The sequence below is a fragment of the Achromobacter sp. GQ309 genome (genome assembly GCF_059759315.1).
Map to the genome: position 1 here is coordinate 1 of NZ_JCAXDP010000010.1, position 15957 is coordinate 15957.

At 64.6% G+C, this 15957-nt stretch carries 12 protein-coding genes, 1 rRNA gene and 1 other RNA gene; 12 read left to right on the forward strand and 2 right to left on the reverse strand.

Annotated features, from left to right (window positions below; genetic code table 11):
• The first annotated feature begins 216 nt into the window (after positions 1–216).
• Both rrf and AC6CIE_RS25435 read left to right on the forward strand, forming a co-directional pair.
• Positions 217–329, forward strand: a 5S ribosomal RNA gene (gene rrf / locus AC6CIE_RS25430).
• A 161-nt stretch (positions 330–490) separates the two neighbouring features.
• Positions 491–856 carry a DUF4870 family protein gene (locus tag AC6CIE_RS25435; RefSeq protein WP_056569333.1) on the forward strand — a complete coding sequence of 122 codons (366 nt, stop codon included), beginning with the start codon at positions 491–493 and terminating at the stop codon, positions 854–856.
• Positions 857–1327: 471 nt separating this feature from the next.
• Here AC6CIE_RS25435 and AC6CIE_RS25440 read toward each other — a convergent pair whose 3' ends face one another.
• A complete protein-coding gene (locus AC6CIE_RS25440) occupies positions 1328–1606 on the reverse strand; it encodes an SWIB/MDM2 domain-containing protein (RefSeq protein WP_006217453.1) in 279 nt (92 codons plus the stop codon).
• A 147-nt stretch (positions 1607–1753) separates the two neighbouring features.
• Here AC6CIE_RS25440 and AC6CIE_RS25445 point away from each other — a divergent pair, with 147 nt between their 5' ends.
• A complete protein-coding gene (locus tag AC6CIE_RS25445; protein ID WP_498094528.1) occupies positions 1754–2947 on the forward strand; it encodes a M20 aminoacylase family protein in 1194 nt (397 codons plus the stop codon).
• Positions 2943–4022, forward strand: coding sequence for a dihydroorotase (gene pyrC / locus AC6CIE_RS25450; RefSeq protein WP_498094649.1), 1080 nt, complete (start codon positions 2943–2945; stop codon positions 4020–4022). The genes AC6CIE_RS25445 and pyrC overlap by 5 nt, the downstream gene beginning before the upstream one ends.
• A 103-nt stretch (positions 4023–4125) precedes the next feature.
• On the opposite strand, the gene AC6CIE_RS25455 is transcribed toward pyrC, so the two are convergent.
• Positions 4126–5952: an ATP-binding cassette domain-containing protein gene (locus AC6CIE_RS25455; protein WP_498094530.1), complete on the reverse strand. Its 1827-nt coding sequence runs from the start codon at positions 5950–5952 to the stop codon at positions 4126–4128.
• Positions 5953–6071: 119 nt separating this feature from the next.
• Between AC6CIE_RS25455 and rnpB the strand changes: the two genes are divergently transcribed.
• The 8 genes from rnpB to murD all read left to right on the forward strand — a co-directional run bounded on the left by rnpB (position 6072) and on the right by murD (position 15926).
• Positions 6072–6477, forward strand: an RNA gene (gene rnpB, locus AC6CIE_RS25460) — RNase P RNA component class A.
• Positions 6478–6832: 355 nt separating this feature from the next.
• Positions 6833–7261 carry a division/cell wall cluster transcriptional repressor MraZ gene (gene mraZ, locus AC6CIE_RS25465; protein WP_056322651.1) on the forward strand — a complete coding sequence of 143 codons (429 nt, stop codon included), beginning with the start codon at positions 6833–6835 and terminating at the stop codon, positions 7259–7261.
• 7 nt (positions 7262–7268) lie between these two features.
• Complete coding sequence (gene rsmH, locus AC6CIE_RS25470) at positions 7269–8366, forward strand: 16S rRNA (cytosine(1402)-N(4))-methyltransferase RsmH (protein WP_175139419.1); 1098 nt, start codon at positions 7269–7271, stop codon at positions 8364–8366.
• Positions 8366–8659, forward strand: coding sequence for a cell division protein FtsL (ftsL, locus tag AC6CIE_RS25475; protein ID WP_056569320.1), 294 nt, complete (start codon positions 8366–8368; stop codon positions 8657–8659). Before rsmH ends, ftsL begins: the two co-directional genes overlap by 1 nt.
• Entirely contained in the window at positions 8656–10386 is a 1731-nt protein-coding gene (locus AC6CIE_RS25480) for a peptidoglycan D,D-transpeptidase FtsI family protein (protein WP_175125648.1), read from the forward strand. Before ftsL ends, AC6CIE_RS25480 begins: the two co-directional genes overlap by 4 nt.
• On the forward strand, positions 10383–13238 hold the full coding sequence (gene murF / locus AC6CIE_RS25485) for a bifunctional UDP-N-acetylmuramoyl-L-alanyl-D-glutamate--2,6-diaminopimelate ligase MurE/UDP-N-acetylmuramoyl-tripeptide--D-alanyl-D-alanine ligase MurF (protein WP_498094532.1): 2856 nt from the start codon (positions 10383–10385) through the stop codon (positions 13236–13238). The genes AC6CIE_RS25480 and murF overlap by 4 nt, the downstream gene beginning before the upstream one ends.
• Positions 13228–14397 (forward strand): phospho-N-acetylmuramoyl-pentapeptide-transferase, encoded by a 1170-nt coding sequence (gene mraY, locus AC6CIE_RS25490; protein ID WP_105237357.1) that lies wholly within the window; start codon positions 13228–13230, stop codon positions 14395–14397. The genes murF and mraY overlap by 11 nt, the downstream gene beginning before the upstream one ends.
• The gene (murD, locus tag AC6CIE_RS25495; protein ID WP_498094534.1) at positions 14394–15926 is read left to right on the forward strand and encodes a UDP-N-acetylmuramoyl-L-alanine--D-glutamate ligase; all 1533 of its coding nucleotides are present in this window, start codon (positions 14394–14396) and stop codon (positions 15924–15926) included. The genes mraY and murD overlap by 4 nt, the downstream gene beginning before the upstream one ends.
• The last annotated feature ends 31 nt before the right edge of the window (positions 15927–15957 follow it).

A 15957-nucleotide genomic window follows, 5' to 3' on the forward strand; every position in this document is an offset into this window, starting at 1 on the left:
GCCTGCGGGGTTTTGTCTTTAGTGAGAGACCAGGCCGTTGCGCTGGAGGTTGATTGCGCGATTGGCGCGAACCCTTCCGCGGCTGTAGGCGCCAGGTCCCATTGCAGTAAACCGTAGTGCCCAACAGTGTCAAAGCGGCACTTAAGTAAGACCCAAGATTCGTAAGACCCAAGATTCGAACGATTGACCCTGGTGTCAATTGCTCAAGCAGCTACGCTTGACGACCATGGCAAGGTGGTACCACTCCTTCCCATCCCGAACAGGACAGTGAAACGCCTTTGCGCCGATGATAGTGGACGGACGTCTGTGAAAGTAGGTCATCGTCAAGCTCTTATCCTCAAAGCCCCACCGGTACCCGGTGGGGCTTTGTCTTTGGTGCGTCACTGGCCTGCAAGCCGCGCCAATGCTGAATGTGCCCAAATAACAACGCGCGTGGGCGGGGTGGCTTTGTGCGGTAAGATTGTTCGAGTCAATTCGTTGGAGCGTTATCGTGAGTGATCCCCAGACCCCCGTGCCCGGTACGACATTGGACCTTCGCACGTTGACCCACGTGGCCTATGGCTTGTATGCCTTGGGCTTTCTGACGAGTGGATTTCTGGGCATTGCCACGATCGCGGCTGTTGTGCTCATGTACCTCAAGCGGTCTGACGCGGCCGGCACCGTCTACGCCGGCCATTTCGACTGGCTGCTGCGTACGTTCTGGTGGGCGTTGCTGTGGCTTGCCATCAGTGGGATCGCGACGCTCATCTTCATCGGCTGGATCGGCGTGGCGGCAACCATTGTGTGGGTGCTGTATCGCCTGATACGCGGTTGGCTGTCGCTGCTGGAAGGCACTGCGCCCACGTCTTACGCCTGAGTCCAGGTTGTACCCTCGGAAAGGCCGGCATTGATGCCGGCCTTTTTGCATGCGCCTCGTGTGACGCAGGAGAACATGCGCGCGGATGGTTCTTGGCTCGCGTGTGCACTCAATGGAATTGGAAAGGACGCGGGCGGGCGCCTTGTTTAGGAGCGGGGCGCTGAGCTTCGATTTAGTTGAGTGCGACGCGCAGGACGCATTCAGAGGCGGCGCGTGCGCCTATCGACGTCGCGTGTGCCGGAGGGGCCATTGAAGTGCGTGAGCATGCAGCTTGTCGGCTTGCAAAGGCGCACCAGCGCTGACGATCAGGCGAGAGCGTCGCTATTGAAATCGGGCGGGGATGTCCACGGACGTGGCAATGGGGAACTGCGAGGAGGGGGCTTGCTTGGTGGCGTCGAGCTCGCCCGGCCGTAAGCCAGGGCGTCGCGACAATCCAAAGGCAGGGACGTACGCCGTACGCCCTTTGCCTGCTTACTTCAGATGTGCGTTGACCAGTTTGGTCAGTTCGAACATCGTGACCTGATCCTTGCCGAAGATCGGGCGCAGCTTGGCATCGGCGTTGATGTTGCGCTTGTTGCTGGCATCTTGCAGGTTGTGCTTCTTGATGTATTCCCAGATCTTCTTGGTGACCTCGGTACGCGGCACGGCTTCCGAGCCGATGACAGCGGCCAATTCGGCGCTGGGGGTCAGCGGCTTCATGAATGCAGCGTTCGGCTTGCGCGCGGTCGCGGGTTTGGAGGTTGTGGCCATAATGCGGCGCTCCTTCTCTGGCTGTTGGAAAAATTGTCCTGCGGCCGGAGCATAACGTGTCTCTACAGTAAAGACAAAGGCATTTATCCTCTGTAGCAACTAAAATGCACCGACTGTCCCCTCTCTCACGTCATTCTGTAACGTCCTATGTACGCACGTTCTCCGTTGGAATCGATTCGGCTTTTTCATGACGAATTGACGGCGCTCCGGCGCGATTTGCATGCCCATCCAGAACTCGGTTTTGAAGAGGTCAGAACGTCCGGCATCGTCGCGGGTGCGCTGGAAGCGTTGGGCATCGAAGTGCACCGCGGTATCGGTAAGACGGGCGTGGTGGGCGTGATCCGCGGCAAGCGCTGCGACAGCGGCCGCATGATTGGATTGCGGGCCGACATGGACGCGCTGCCCATGACGGAAGACAACACGTTCGGCCACAAGTCGACCAAGCCGGGACTGATGCACGGATGCGGGCACGATGGTCATACCGCAGTGCTGATCGGCGCGGCGAAGTACCTGGCGCAGACCCGCAACTTCGACGGCACGGCGGTGTTGATTTTCCAGCCGGCCGAAGAAGGACGCGGCGGTGCGCGCGCCATGCTGGAAGACGGTTTGTTCGACACGTTCCCTTGCGATGCGATCTATGCCTTGCACAACTGGCCGGGCCTCAAACCTGGCACGATCGGCATCAACCCCGGACCGATGATGGCGGCGGCCGATCGCTTCGAGATCCTGATCACGGGGCGGGGCGGTCACGGTGCGCATCCCTATCAGACGATCGATCCGGTAACGATCGCGGGTCAGATCATCACCGCGTTGCAGACCATCGTATCGCGCAATGTGAATCCGCTGGATTCGGCGGTGCTGTCGATCGGGTCGGTGCAGGCCGGGCATCCGGGCGCGATGAGCGTGATTCCGCGCGAGGCGCGCATGGTGGGCACGGTGCGCACGTTTCGCAAGTCCGTGCAGGAGATGGTCGAGATTCGGATGCGCGAGCTGGTGAATGCCATCGCCGGCGCTTTTGGCGGCACCGCTGAAGTGGTGTACGAGCGCATCTACCCTGCGACGCTGAATACGCCGCAGCACGCCAACCTGGTGGCCGACATCGCGACTGAGATGATCGGCAAGGAAAACGTGGTGCGCGACCTGGTACCCTCGATGGGTTCCGAAGACTTTTCATTCATGTTGCAGGCCAAGCCGGGCGCCTACTTCCGTCTTGGCCAAGGCGGCGCCGATTCCGGTTGCCTGCTGCACAACCCGCATTTCGATTTCAACGATGCCGTCATACCCCTGGGCAGTGCGATGTTCTGCGCGCTTGCTGAACGGGGCATGCCGCTGGCAGATTAAGAAGCCTTCCATGTCTACTCAAAGCACGACTCAACTCACCATCACCCGCCCTGACGACTGGCATCTGCATTTGCGCGATGGCGCGGCGCTTGAAGCCGTGGTCGGCGATACGGCGCGCCAGTTCGCGCGCGCAATCATCATGCCGAACCTGAAGCCGCCGGTCACGACGACGGAACAGGCTTTGGCCTATCGAGGCCGCATCCTGGAAGCGCTTGGCAAGTCGGGCGTCAATCCGGCTTCGTTCACGCCCCTGATGACGCTGTACCTGACCGACAACACGCCCGCTGAAGAGATTGTGCGCGCGCATGAGTCGGGCCATGTCTACGCCGTCAAGCTGTATCCCGCTGGCGCCACGACCAACTCGGACGCGGGCGTGACCGATCTGCTGGGCAAATGCACGAAGGCGCTGGAAGCCCTGCAGAAATGCGGTATGCCGCTGTTGGTGCATGGCGAAGTGACGGATCCGTCGATTGACGTGTTCGATCGCGAAGCCATTTTCGTGGAGCGTGTGATGAAGCCGTTGCGGCGCGCCTTCCCCGCCCTGAAGGTCGTGTTCGAACACATCACGACCAAGGAAGGCGCGGAGTACGTTCGCGATGCGGAAGGTCCGATTGCCGCGACGATCACACCGCAGCACATGCTCTACAACCGCAATGCCATCTTCCAGGGCGGCGTGCGGCCCCACTGGTATTGCCTGCCGATTTTGAAGCGCGAGACGCACCGTCTTGCGCTGGTCGAGGCGGCGACCAGCGGCAGCCCGCGTTTTTTCCTGGGCACGGATAGCGCGCCGCACGCGCGCGGTCTGAAGGAACATGCCTGCGGCTGTGCTGGCTGCTACACCGCATTGCATGCCATGGAGCTTTATGCGACCGCGTTCGAGGCGGCCGGCAAGCTCGACAAGCTGGAAGGGTTTGCCAGCTTCCATGGCCCCGACTTCTACGGTCTGCCTCGCAATACCGGCACGTTGACGCTGTCGCGCGAGACCTATCAGGTGCCGGAAGAGTTGGCGTTCGGCAACGCGACGCTGGTCCCGCTGGCGGCGGGCGAGGCGCTGGAGTGGCGCGCTCACGTCTGAGGACGATCGCGGCTGGCGCCGCATGCAAATGAAAAAGGGGTGAGCGGCTGTGCCGTTCACCCCTTTTTTCCGCCGCGCGGACTATCTATATATAGCAGTCACGTCAAAGCGTGCCATCGCGCCGCGCTTCCAGCAGTTCCCAGCGCGCAAACTTCTCTTCGAGTTCAGTTTCGAGCTTGGCGAGTTCGCCGTTGATGCGGTCGACCTCGGCCGGCGCATCGCGGTAGAGGCTGCCGTCAGCAAGTTGGCCGGCCAATTCAGCTTGCTTCGCTTCGAGCGCGGCAATCGCGTCCGGCAGGCCTTCGAGTTCGCGCAGGTCCCAGGCGTTGATCTTGCCAGCCTTCGCAGGCTTGGGCCGCGCCGCCTTTGCTCGTGCGGCGCCGTCGTCGGCGGGTTTCGCGGCCTTGTCGGCCTCAGCCTGCGGAGCGACAGGCGCCGGGCGCTGTGCGACCCATTCGTCGTAGCCGCCCACGTAATCGCGCCAGTGGCTGTCGCCTTCGTAGGCGATCGTCTGCGTGACCACGTTGTTGAGGAAGGCGCGATCGTGGCTGACGAGCAGCACGGTGCCTGCGTATTCCTGCAGCAGTTCTTCCAGCAACTCCAGCGTTTCGATGTCCAGATCGTTGGTGGGCTCGTCCAGCACCAGCACGTTGGCCGGCCGGGCAAAGAGCCGCGCCAGCAGCAGGCGCGCGCGTTCGCCGCCGGACAGGCTGCGCACCGGTGATCCGGCGCGCGCCGGCGAGAAGAGAAAATCGCCCAGGTAGGTCATCACATGCTTGCGCACGCCGCCGATCTCGACCCATTCGCTCCCCGGACTGATGATGTCGACGAGCGAAGCGTTTTCGTCGAGCTGCGCGCGCATCTGGTCGAAGTAGGCGACGGCGACGTTGGTGCCCAGGCGCGTCGTGCCGCTATCGGGCTGCAGTTCACCCAGGATGAGCTTGAGCAGTGTGGTCTTGCCTGCGCCGTTGGGGCCGATGATGCCGATGCGGTCGCCGCGCAGAAGGGTTGTGGAATAGTCGTCGACTACGATCTTGTCGCCGAAGCGCTTGCTGACGTGATCGAGTTCGGCCACGAGTTTGCCGGAGCGTTGGCCTTCGGCCAGCGCCAGCGACACATTGCCCACGCGCTCGCGGCGTTCGGCGCGCTGCACGCGCAGGCTTTCCAGGCGACGCACCCGGCCTTCATTGCGGGTGCGGCGGGCTTCCACGCCCTTGCGGATCCAGACTTCTTCCTGTGCCAGCAGTTTGTCGAAACGCGCCTGCTCGAGCCTTTCGGACTCGAGCCATTGGGCCTTGCGCTCCTGCCACTGCGAGAAGTTGCCCGGGAAGCTCAGGAGGCGTCCGCGATCGAGTTCGACGATGCGAGTGGTGACGGCGTCCAGGAACCGGCGATCGTGGGTGATGATGACTGCGGCGCCTTTCCAGGCGCGCAGCATGTCTTCCAGCCAGGCGATGCCTTCGAAGTCCAGATGGTTGGTGGGCTCGTCTAGCAGCAACAGATCCGGCTCGTCGATCAGGGCGCGGGCAAGCGCGACGCGCTTACGCGTGCCGCCGGACAGGCCGGCGATCTGCACGTCGGCGGGCAGGCCCAGCTTTTCGATGACGGCGCGCGCGCGCGAGGGGCGCTGCCAGTCTTCGTGGTCGCCATCTGCATTGCATACGACGTCAAAGACAGTGGCGTTGTCGTCGAGCTCGGGTTCCTGTTCGACGGTGGCCACTCGCAGACTCGAGCTGCGCGCAATTGCGCCGTCGTCGGGCTGCGTGCGGCCGTCGAGCAGTCTGAGGAGCGAGGACTTCCCTGCGCCGTTGCGGCCGATAAGGCCGATGCGCTCGCCGGACTGGATGGCGAAGTCGGCATGGTCCAGCAGTGGATGGTGCCCATATGCGAGCTGGACGTCGGTCAGGGTGATGAGAGTTTCGAGGGCCATGTAGTGTTGGTGTCTGCGGCATCTAAGCGGATCAGCGCGTATTGTCGCAGGAACCCGCCCCGAGGTTCTTGCGGGCGCCCTGGGGACAGAGCGGACGGCTGTAATAGAATACGCACTGCAAGATGGGTCGGACGATCGCGGTGGGTGCAAGCTCATCGAGGAAGGTCCGGACTCCACAGGGCAGGGTAACGGCTAACGGCCGTCCGGTCGTGTCTTCGGGCATGGCTGAGGAATAGGACCACAGAGACGAGACTGCGGCGCGGGCGCGCTATGCGTGCACTGATACGGCCATCTCCGTATTGCGCCGTCCGGCAACGGGCGGCGGCATCGCAGGGTGAAACGCGGCAACCTCTATCCGGAGCAACATCAAATAGGCATGCGTGCGGCCTCACGGCCGTGAAGGGCGGCTCCGTCCGAGCATGCGGGTAGATGGCTAGAGCGGCTCAGCAATGATCCGCGCAGAGGAATGATCGTCCGCCAGGGCAACCTGGTGTACAGAATCCGGCCTATAGACCCGTCTTGCACTGATTTTCCCGGCGCGCGCGGATCTGGACGAGGCTGCGCGGCCGTCTGGCGCCCACCGCGCCAGTTGATTGCCTCTTCCAGTGTCGCCCATCTGGCGGGAAGCCTCGCCAACCGGAAGGATCGACCCAGCCCCAGGCGGTAAACCGCAATCGTTAGGCGCTACTTCTTAAGTAGGACTTTTAGAGTATGTCGCAACCTCCTGATTTATTGGGAGGTTTTTCTTTTTGCGAATTTACAAGTTGATCTAAGTCCTTGTTGTGATTGAAAAAATTGCAACCGCTCGCTTGACCGCCCCTTTCCCATACCGTAGAGTGGGAAATAGTAGGAAATTGTGCAATTAAGTGGGGTAAATGTGGTGTTTCAGGGAAGCAGCGCGCTCACGCTGGATGCCAAGGGACGGATCTCCATTCCGACCCGGCATCGTGACGCGCTCATGTCGCAGGCCGAAGGCCGGCTGACCCTGACCCGCCATCCCGACGGCTGTCTGCTGGTGTATCCGCGACCGGAGTGGGAAAAGAAGCGCGAGCAGATCGCCGCTTTTCCGATGACGGCCCGCGCGCTGCAGCGGCTGTTGCTGGGCAACGCTCAGGACGTGGAACTGGACGGCTCCGGCCGGGTCCTGATCGCTCCTGAACTGCGCAACGCTTCCGGTATGACGCGCGATGTGATGCTGCTCGGTCTGGGCTCTCACTTCGAGCTGTGGGACGCCGCTACCCTGGCCAGCCGAGAGGCTGAAGACTTGGCCAAGGGTATGCCGGACGTGTTGAACCAGTTTTCGTTCTGAAAGAGTTATGGAATTCGAACATCGGCCCGTCCTCCTGGCGCCGACGGTGGACGCGCTTTTGCTGCCCGGTTTCGGCGGCAAGGGTGCGGCACGGTCGCAGCCGCAGGATGGGCAGGATGTGGCTACGCGAATCGAAAGCGGCGTCTTCGTAGACGGCACTTTCGGCCGGGGCGGCCACAGCCGCGAGTTGCTTGGCCGGTTGGGCAAGCACGCCCGGCTGGTCGTGTTTGACAAGGACCCGCAAGCCATTGCGGTCGCCAACGCGCTGGCGGCCGAGGATGCGCGGGTCACTGTGGTGCATGGGGGCTTTGCCACCATGGCCGAAGAATTGCAGCAGCGCGGCATCGGCAAGGTCGATGGCGTGATGCTGGATCTGGGCGTTTCGTCGCCTCAGATCGACGATGCCGAGCGCGGTTTCTCGTTCATGCGAGACGGCCCGCTCGATATGCGGATGGACACCACTCGTGGTCCCACGGTGGCGGATTGGCTGGCGCAAGCCAGTGTGGATGAGATGCGGGAGGTCATAGCGGATTATGGCGAAGAACGGTTTGCTTTTCAGGTTGCAAAGGCGATTGCTGCTCGCCGCGCAACAAGGCCGCTGCGCACCACGCTCGAGCTTGCCGAGTGCGTCGCCAGCGCCGTCCGCACGCGCGAAAAGGGGCAACATCCGGCCACACGCACCTTTCAAGCTTTACGGATTTACATCAATCGGGAACTCGAAGAGCTCGCGCGCACCCTCGCGTCAGCTTTAGACCTGCTTGCCCCGGGGGGGAGGTTGGCGGTGATCAGCTTTCATTCACTTGAAGACCGCATGGTCAAGCAGTGCATCGCGGCGGCGGCCAGGCCGGCTGCTGCGCATGCACGCCTGCCCCTGCGCGAAAGCGAAATGCCCCAACCCGTTGTGCGATCCCTGGGCAAGGTCGTGGCCGAGGACGACGAAGTCTCGACCAACGCCCGCGCCCGTTCCGCCATCCTGCGCGCGGCTGAACGTACGGAAACGCCGCTGCCTGCCGAGGGCGGCTTTGCATTTGTGAAGATCGGTTCGCTGCCCGGCAGCGACCTCGCCCCGCCGCCCCGGCGTGGCGGCAAGGGAGGGCGCCGCTGATGGGTCGCGTCAACCTGATCGTTGCGGCTTTGCTGATGCTGTCGGCCATTTCCCTGGTCACCAGCCGGTATCAGTCGCGCCAGCTCTTCGTGGAGCTGGGCCGCGATCAGGCGCATGCGCGCGACCTCGAAACCAACTGGCGGCGCCTGCAGCTTGAGCGCGCCGAGCTGGCCCGCAATGCGCGGGTCGACGCCATTGCGCGCGATGGTCTGAAGATGATTCCCATCGTCCCCGACCGTACGCTCTATATGAATCAGGCGCCCGTGCCCGCGGCCGCCGGAGGCACGCAATGAAGCGCGTGCCCTTCTTCGACAATCCCGTGCTGCGCGGAAGCTTGCCTACGTGGCGCGCCCGCCTGGTGCTGATCCTGCTGTTTGGCGGGTTTACCGTGCTGGCCGGCCGCGCGCTGTTCCTGCAAGGATTGTCGACGGAATTCCTGCAGCAGCAGGGCGAGCGCCGCTACGAGCGCACGCTGACGCTGGCCGCCACGCGCGGCAAGATCATGGACCGTAATGGTGCGGTGCTGGCATCGAGTGTGCCGGCGCGCGCCATCTGGGCGATTCCCGAAGACGTGAAGCAGGCCACGCCCGCGCAGCTGGATTCGCTGGCCAAGCTGCTGGACACGCCGGCGGGCGATCTGCGCCGCCGCCTCGTCGATGAGGACAAGAACTTCGTGTACCTGAAGCGCCAGGTCTCGATGGACGTGGCCGACAAGATCAAACAGCTGGGCTTGCCGGGCGTGCACCAGCAGCCCGAAACCCGCCGCTACTACCCGGACGGCGACGTGATGGCCCACGTGGTGGGCTTCAATAGCGTCGAGGACCAGGGGCAGGAAGGCGTCGAGCTGACGTTCAACCAGCAGTTGTCGGGCCGACCGGGAAGCCGCCGTGTCATCAAGGATCGGCTGGGCCGCGTCATCGAAGACGTGCAGGCCGTCACGTTGCCGGTTGATGGCCGGGACTTGCGCCTGTCCATTGACACGCGCTTGCAGTACCTGGTGTTCAAGGAACTGAAGGACGCCATGGACAAGCACCGCGCCAAGGGTGCGACGGCCGTGGTGGTGGATGTGCACACGGGCGAGATCCTGGCGCTGGCCAACGTGCCGACCTTCGATCCGAACAACCGCGAAACCTTCCATGGCGCCAACCTGCGCAACCAGGCGATCACGGATACGTTCGAGCCGGGCTCGATCATGAAGCCCTTTACCGCAGCGCTGGCGCTGGACCTGGGCCGCATCAGCACCTCGACGCAGTTCGAGACGGGCAACGGCCGGTTCACGTATCAGGGCAGCACGATCAGCGACGTGAGCCGCAACGGCACGCTGGATGTGGCGGGCGTGCTGCGCAAGTCCAGCAACATCGGCATGACGATGATCTCCGAGAAGCTGGAATCCCGTGAAATGTGGGATCGCTTCACCGAATTGGGTCTCGGCCAGGCGCCGCAAGTGGGATTCCCCGGCGCCGCGCCCGGCCGTCTGCGTCCGTGGGAACGCTGGCGCTTGATCGAAAAGGCCACGATGGCCTACGGCTACGGCCTGTCCGTGTCGCTGCTGCAAGTGGCGCGCGCCTATACCGTCTTTGCACGTAACGGCGACATGGTGTCGCTGACGCTGGTCAAGCGCGATAGCGATCCGACCAGCGTCAAGATCTACACGCCCAAGACGACCGCCCTGGTGCGCGCCATGCTGGAGGCCGCCACCGGCCCCGATGGCACGAAGGCCGCGCAGGTGCAGGGCTACCGCGTGGCGGGCAAGAGCGGCACCGCGCGCAAGATCGTGGACGGCAAGTACAGCACGCAACGTTACCGCAGCTCGTATGTGGGTTTTGCCCCGGTGTCGGATCCCAAGATCGTGGTGGCCGTGTCCATCGACGAACCGACGATCGGCGGCTATTACGGCGGCGCCATTGCCGCGCCCGTGTTCTCCCATATCGTGGGGGGGAGCTTGAGGCTGATGGGGGTGCGGCCCGACGCACCGTTTGAATCCACGATTGTTGCTGGTATCAAGGAGCCAGGCAGATGAGCGCCAACGGCTTCCACTCTTCCCCTGCCGCCACGGTTGCCGAGACCGTGGCGTGGTTGCATGAGCGCGTGTCGTTGACCGCGCATCTCAAGCTGGACTCGCGCGACATCGAGCCGGGCGACGTGTTCGTTGCTTGCCCGGGACTGTCGAGCGACGGCCGGCTCTATGTAGATAAGGCGTTGGCGCTGGGCGCCAGTGCCGTGCTGTTCGAAGCGCCTGCCACCGATGCCGTACAAGCCGCGTCGGCCGGCACGCCCATGCTTGCGGTGACCGGCCTGCGCTCGCTGCTGGGCGAACTGGGCGACACCTGGTATGGCCGTCCGTCGGCGGCGCTGGCCGTGGTTGCGGTGACCGGCACTAACGGCAAGACGTCGTCGGTGCAGTGGATTGCCCACGCGCTGAGCCGCAACGACAAGGCTTGCGGCACCATCGGCACCCTGGGCGCCGTGCTGCCCGACGGCCAGACGCGGGGCGGCAGCCTGACGACGCCGGATGTGCTGACTGTGCACCGCACGCTGGCCGCGATGCGCGACGCCGGCGCGAAGGCCGTGGCCATGGAGGCCTCGTCGATCGGCATCGAGCAGGGCCGCATGGATGGCGTGCGCGTGGCGCTGGCCGCCTTCACGAATCTGACGCGCGACCATCTGGACTATCACGTCACGATGGAGCGCTACGAAGCGGCCAAGGCGCGCCTCTTCCGCTGGCCTGGCCTGACCGCCGCGGTGATCAACGCCGACGATGAAGCCGGGCTGCGGATCCTGGCCAGCCTGCCGGACGGCGTGACGCCGATGGGTTACAGCCTGAGCGACGATCCTGAAATTCCGGCCGCCATGCGTGCGCGGGACCTGCAGGCAACGTCGCAAGGCCAGATCTTTACGCTGGTGTCGCCGCATGGCGAAGCCCAGATCGTGACGCGCCTTTTGGGCGCGCACAACGTTTCGAACCTGCTGCTGGTCGCGGGCGTGCTGTACAAGCTGGGCCTGCCGTTTGCGCAGATTGCGCGTGAACTGGCGGCGACGGATCCCGTCGATGGCCGTTTGCAGACCGTGGAACCGGCAGTGAGCTTGCCAGCGCATACGGCACGCGGTCCGCTGGTGGTGGTGGACTACGCCCACACGCCGGACGCGTTGTCCCGTGCGCTGCTGGCGCTGCGTGCCGTGGCCACGGCGCGTTCCGGCCGCCTGATCTGCCTGTTCGGCTGCGGCGGTGAGCGCGATCCGGGCAAGCGTCCGGTGATGGGCGCCATTGCCGCGGAGCTGGCTGACCACGTGGTGGTGTCCAGCGACAACCCGCGCACCGAATCGCCCGAGGCGATCGTCCAGCAGATCCTGGCCGGCGTGCCCGAAACGGCGCATGCCGACGTGCAGGTCGATCGCGCGCGCGCCATCTTGCAGACCATCTGGGCGGCGTCGCCGGAAGACGTGGTGCTGCTTGCCGGCAAGGGTCATGAAACCTATCAGGACATCGGTGGCGAGAAGCTGCCTTTCGACGATCGGGAATGGGCGCGCGTGGCGCTGCTGCTGCAGCAGACGCCCGGCGTGTCCACCGATACGCGCCGCATCGGCGAAGGCGAACTCTTCGTCGCGCTGGTGGGCGAGAATTTCGACGCGCACGACTACCTGGATCAGGCAGCTTCGCGCGGCGCTTGCGCGGCGCTCGTCGCGCACCAGGTTGCCGATGCCGGACTGCCGCAGCTTGTCGTGGGCGATACGCGCGTGGCGCTGACGCGCATCGGCGCCGCCTGGCGTTCCCGGTTCGTGCTGCCCGTGGTGGCGGTGACCGGCAGCAACGGCAAGACGACCACCAAGGAAATGATCTCCGCGATGCTCGCCGAATGGCAGGGCGACGCGGGGCGCCTGGCTACGGCCGGCAACCTGAACAACGACATCGGCGTGCCGCTGACCTTGCTGCGCCTGCGCGCGGGTCATCGCGCCGCCGTGTTCGAGCTGGGCATGAACCACCCCGGTGAAATTGCGCAGCTTGCCGCCATTGCCGCGCCTACCGTGGCGCTGGTCACGAACGCGCAGCGCGAGCACCAGGAATTCATGCACACCGTCGAAGCGGTCGCGCATGAGAACGGCGCCGCGATTGCCGCATTGCCGGCCGATGGCGTCGCCGTGTATCCCGGAGACGAGCCCTACGCAGCCATCTGGGATGCGTTGGCCGCGCCGCGCCGCGTGCTGCGGTTTGGCCTGCAGCCCGGCCTGGACGTCTATGCGGAACAGATCATCGCGGAAGTCGACGCCACGCGCTGCCGTGTCGTGACGCCGGTCGGCGTTGCCGATCTGACGCTGCCGGTGGCGGGATTGCACAACCTGCGCAACGCGCTGGCCGCCATCGCCAGCGCCATTGCAGCGGGCGCGCCGCTCGAGATCGCGGTGCGTGCGCTGGCGGGATTCAGCCCGGTGGCCGGCCGCATGCAGCACAAGCGAATGGGTGACGGAACGTTGCTCATCGATGACACCTACAATGCCAACCCCGATTCGGTCCGCGCAGCCATCGACGTGCTTGCGCGCATCGGCGGCACGCGCGTCCTGGTCTTGGGCGACATGGGCGAAGTCGGGGACAACGGCCCCGCCATGCACGTCGAGGTGGGCAATTACGCGCGCGAGCATGGGCTCGACGCATTCATCACGCTAGGCGAAGCCAGCCGGGCGGCAGCTGCCGCATTCGGCGCTGGCGCGCACGCCTGCGCATCGGTAGACGAAGTCGTTGCCGCCTTGCGCGGCTTGCGCCCGTCCTGCGTATTGGTAAAAGGATCGCGCTTTATGCGCATGGAGCGGGTAGTGACGGCTTTTTCTTTGAATGACGGTACGGCAGCCGCAGGGCAGGGAGAGCAGCATGCTGCTTGAGATCGCCCGCCTGCTTTCCGACGATGTGCGCGCGCTGGGCGTGTTCGAATACATCACCCTGCGCGCCGTGTTGGCGTGCGCGACGGCGCTGGTGATCGGCCTGGTGGCCGGTCCGCGCGTCATCCGCAAGCTGACCGAAATGAAGATCGGCCAGGCCGTGCGCACGTACGGTCCCGAATCGCATCTGGTCAAGACCGGCACGCCGACCATGGGCGGCGTGTTGATCCTGATCTCCATCGCCATCAGCACCTTGCTGTGGGCGGATTGGACGAATCGCTTCGTGTGGGTCGTGCTGCTGGTGACTTTCGGGTTTGGCTGGATCGGCTGGCGTGACGACTACCGCAAGGTGGTCTATCGCGATCCCGAAGGCATGCCGGCGCGTCAAAAATTCTTTTGGCAAGCCACCATTGGCATGGTGGCCGCGGTGTATCTGGCGTTCGCGGTGTCCGCGCCCGCCAACACCGAACTCTGGCCCCTGTTCAAGGCGTGGGTGGGCAGCGGCTTCACGATGGCGCTGCCGACGCGTGCCGACCTGATCGTCCCGTTCTTCAAGACCGTGAGCTATCCGCTGGGCGTGCTGGGTTTCGTGGCGCTGACCTGGGCTGTGATCGTCGGCACCAGCAACGCCGTGAACCTGACCGATGGCCTGGATGGCCTGGCCATCATGCCCACCGTGATGGTCGGCAGCGCGCTGGGCATCTTCGCCTACGTGGTCGGTCGCGTGGACTATTCGAAGTACCTGCTGTTTCCGTACATCCCCGGCGCATCGGAATTGATGGTGCTGTGCGCGGCGATCGGGGGCGCGGGGCTCGCATTTTTATGGTTCAACGCGTATCCGGCGCAAGTGTTCATGGGCGACGTTGGCGCGCTTGCGTTGGGCGGTGCGTTGGGCACGATCGCGGTCATCGTGCGCCAGGAAATCGTGCTGTTCATCATGGGCGGCGTGTTCGTCGTCGAGACGCTTTCCGTGATGATCCAGGTGACCTGGTTCAAGTACACGAAGCGACGTTATGGAACAGGTCGACGCATTTTCCGAATGGCCCCGTTGCATCATCACTTTGAAGTGGGCGGCTGGAAGGAAACCCAGGTGGTCGTGCGTTTCTGGATCATCAGCATGATGCTGGTGCTGATTGGCCTCTCTACGCTGAAGTTGCGATGAACATGATGGAATCCTCCCGCGCTGACGCGCCGCTCGTGCTGATCCTCGGATTGGGCGAGACGGGCGTCGCTGCCGCACGCTGGTGCGCCCGCCTGGGCGCCCGCTTGCGCGTGGCCGACACGCGCGCGGAACCGGGAGGCCTGGCCGCGCTGCGCGAAGCGTTGGCGCAAAACGAAGTGGAATACCGGCTGGGCTGCGACGAGTCGTTTGCCACCGATCTGCTGGATGGCGTGTCGCAGGTCGTGTTGAGCCCGGGTCTGGCGCCCACGCAGGCGCCCGCCGCCGACGTGCTGCGCGAGGCCGAGGCCCGCGGCATTGAAATCGTCGGCGAGATCGAACTGTTTGCCCGCGCACTGGCGGATCTGGCCGCCGATCGCGAGTATCGCCCGCGTCTGCTGGCCGTGACCGGCACCAATGGCAAGACCACCGTCACCGCGCTGACGCGGCAACTGGTCGAAGCCAGCGGGCTGACGGTCATCGCTGCCGGCAACATCAGCCCCGCGGCGCTGTCCGCGCTGATGGACGCGCTGGACACGGACGCGCTGCCGCAGGTGTGGGTGCTTGAACTGTCAAGCTTCCAGCTTGAAACGACGCGCACGCTGATGGCCGATGCGGCCGTCGTGCTGAACGTGACCCAGGATCACCTGGACTGGCACGGCGGCATGCAGGCCTATGCCGATGCGAAGGGCCGCCTGTTGAAGATGGCGCGCATCGCCATCGTCAATCGCGACGATCGGCTGACCGTTGATATGGTGTCGTCGCTGAACGCCATGAACGTGCGCAGCTTTGGCCGCGATGTGCCTGAGCTGGTGGGCGACATGGGCCTTGAACTGGGACAGGGCGTAGCGTGGCTGACGGCCTGCGAGTCCAACGATTTCGATGAGCCGGCGCCGCCCACGCGGCGCAAGAAGGACGCGCCCGAACCGGTGCGCGCCAAGGGCCGTATGAGCCGCCTCATGCCCGTGGACGCACTGCGCATCCGCGGCATCCACAATGCACTGAACGCGCTGGCCGCGTTGCAGCTTGCCCGCTGCCTGGATCTGGGCTGGGGCGCCATGCTGCGCGCGCTGCGCGACTACGCGGGCGAGCCGCATCGCGCCGCCTTCGTGCGCACCATTGGCGGCGTGGACTACATCAATGACAGCAAGGGCACCAACGTGGGCGCCACCGTGGCCGCGCTGGAAGGCCTGGGCCAGCCCGTGGTGCTGATCGCCGGCGGCCAGGGCAAGGGCCAGGATTTTTCGCCGTTGATTCCCGTCGTCTCACGCCATGCGCGCGCGGTGATGCTGATCGGCCTGGATGGCCCGGAGATTGGCCGCGTGCTGGAGCCGACCGGCGTCAAGTGCCTGACTGTCGAGACCTTGCACGACGCCGTGCGCGGTGCGGCCGAACTGGCGCAGCCGGGCGACGTCGTGCTGTTGTCGCCGGCGTGCGCCAGCCTGGACATGTTCCGCAATTACCCGCATCGCGGGCAGGTGTTCGTGGAAGAGGTCGAAGACCTGGCCCGCGACCGTGGAGAGGTGGCATGAACCGCAACGCCGCCTCCTGGGCGAATTCCGT

Bases quoted from the DNA above. Each gene is read 5' to 3' on its own strand.
- AC6CIE_RS25440 (WP_006217453.1), bottom strand. From the start codon at position 1,606: ATGGCCACAACCTCCAAACCCGCGACCGCGCGCAAGCCGAACGCTGCA.
- AC6CIE_RS25445 (WP_498094528.1), top strand. From the start codon at position 1,754: ATGTACGCACGTTCTCCGTTGGAATCGATTCGGCTTTTTCATGACGAA.
- AC6CIE_RS25455 (WP_498094530.1), bottom strand. From the start codon at position 5,952: ATGGCCCTCGAAACTCTCATCACCCTGACCGACGTCCAGCTCGCATAT.
- rsmH (WP_175139419.1), top strand. From the start codon at position 7,269: ATGGAATTCGAACATCGGCCCGTCCTCCTGGCGCCGACGGTGGACGCG.
- ftsL (WP_056569320.1), top strand. From the start codon at position 8,366: ATGGGTCGCGTCAACCTGATCGTTGCGGCTTTGCTGATGCTGTCGGCC.
- AC6CIE_RS25480 (WP_175125648.1), top strand. From the start codon at position 8,656: ATGAAGCGCGTGCCCTTCTTCGACAATCCCGTGCTGCGCGGAAGCTTG.
- murF (WP_498094532.1), top strand. From the start codon at position 10,383: ATGAGCGCCAACGGCTTCCACTCTTCCCCTGCCGCCACGGTTGCCGAG.
- mraY (WP_105237357.1), top strand. From the start codon at position 13,228: ATGCTGCTTGAGATCGCCCGCCTGCTTTCCGACGATGTGCGCGCGCTG.
- murD (WP_498094534.1), top strand. From the start codon at position 14,394: ATGAACATGATGGAATCCTCCCGCGCTGACGCGCCGCTCGTGCTGATC.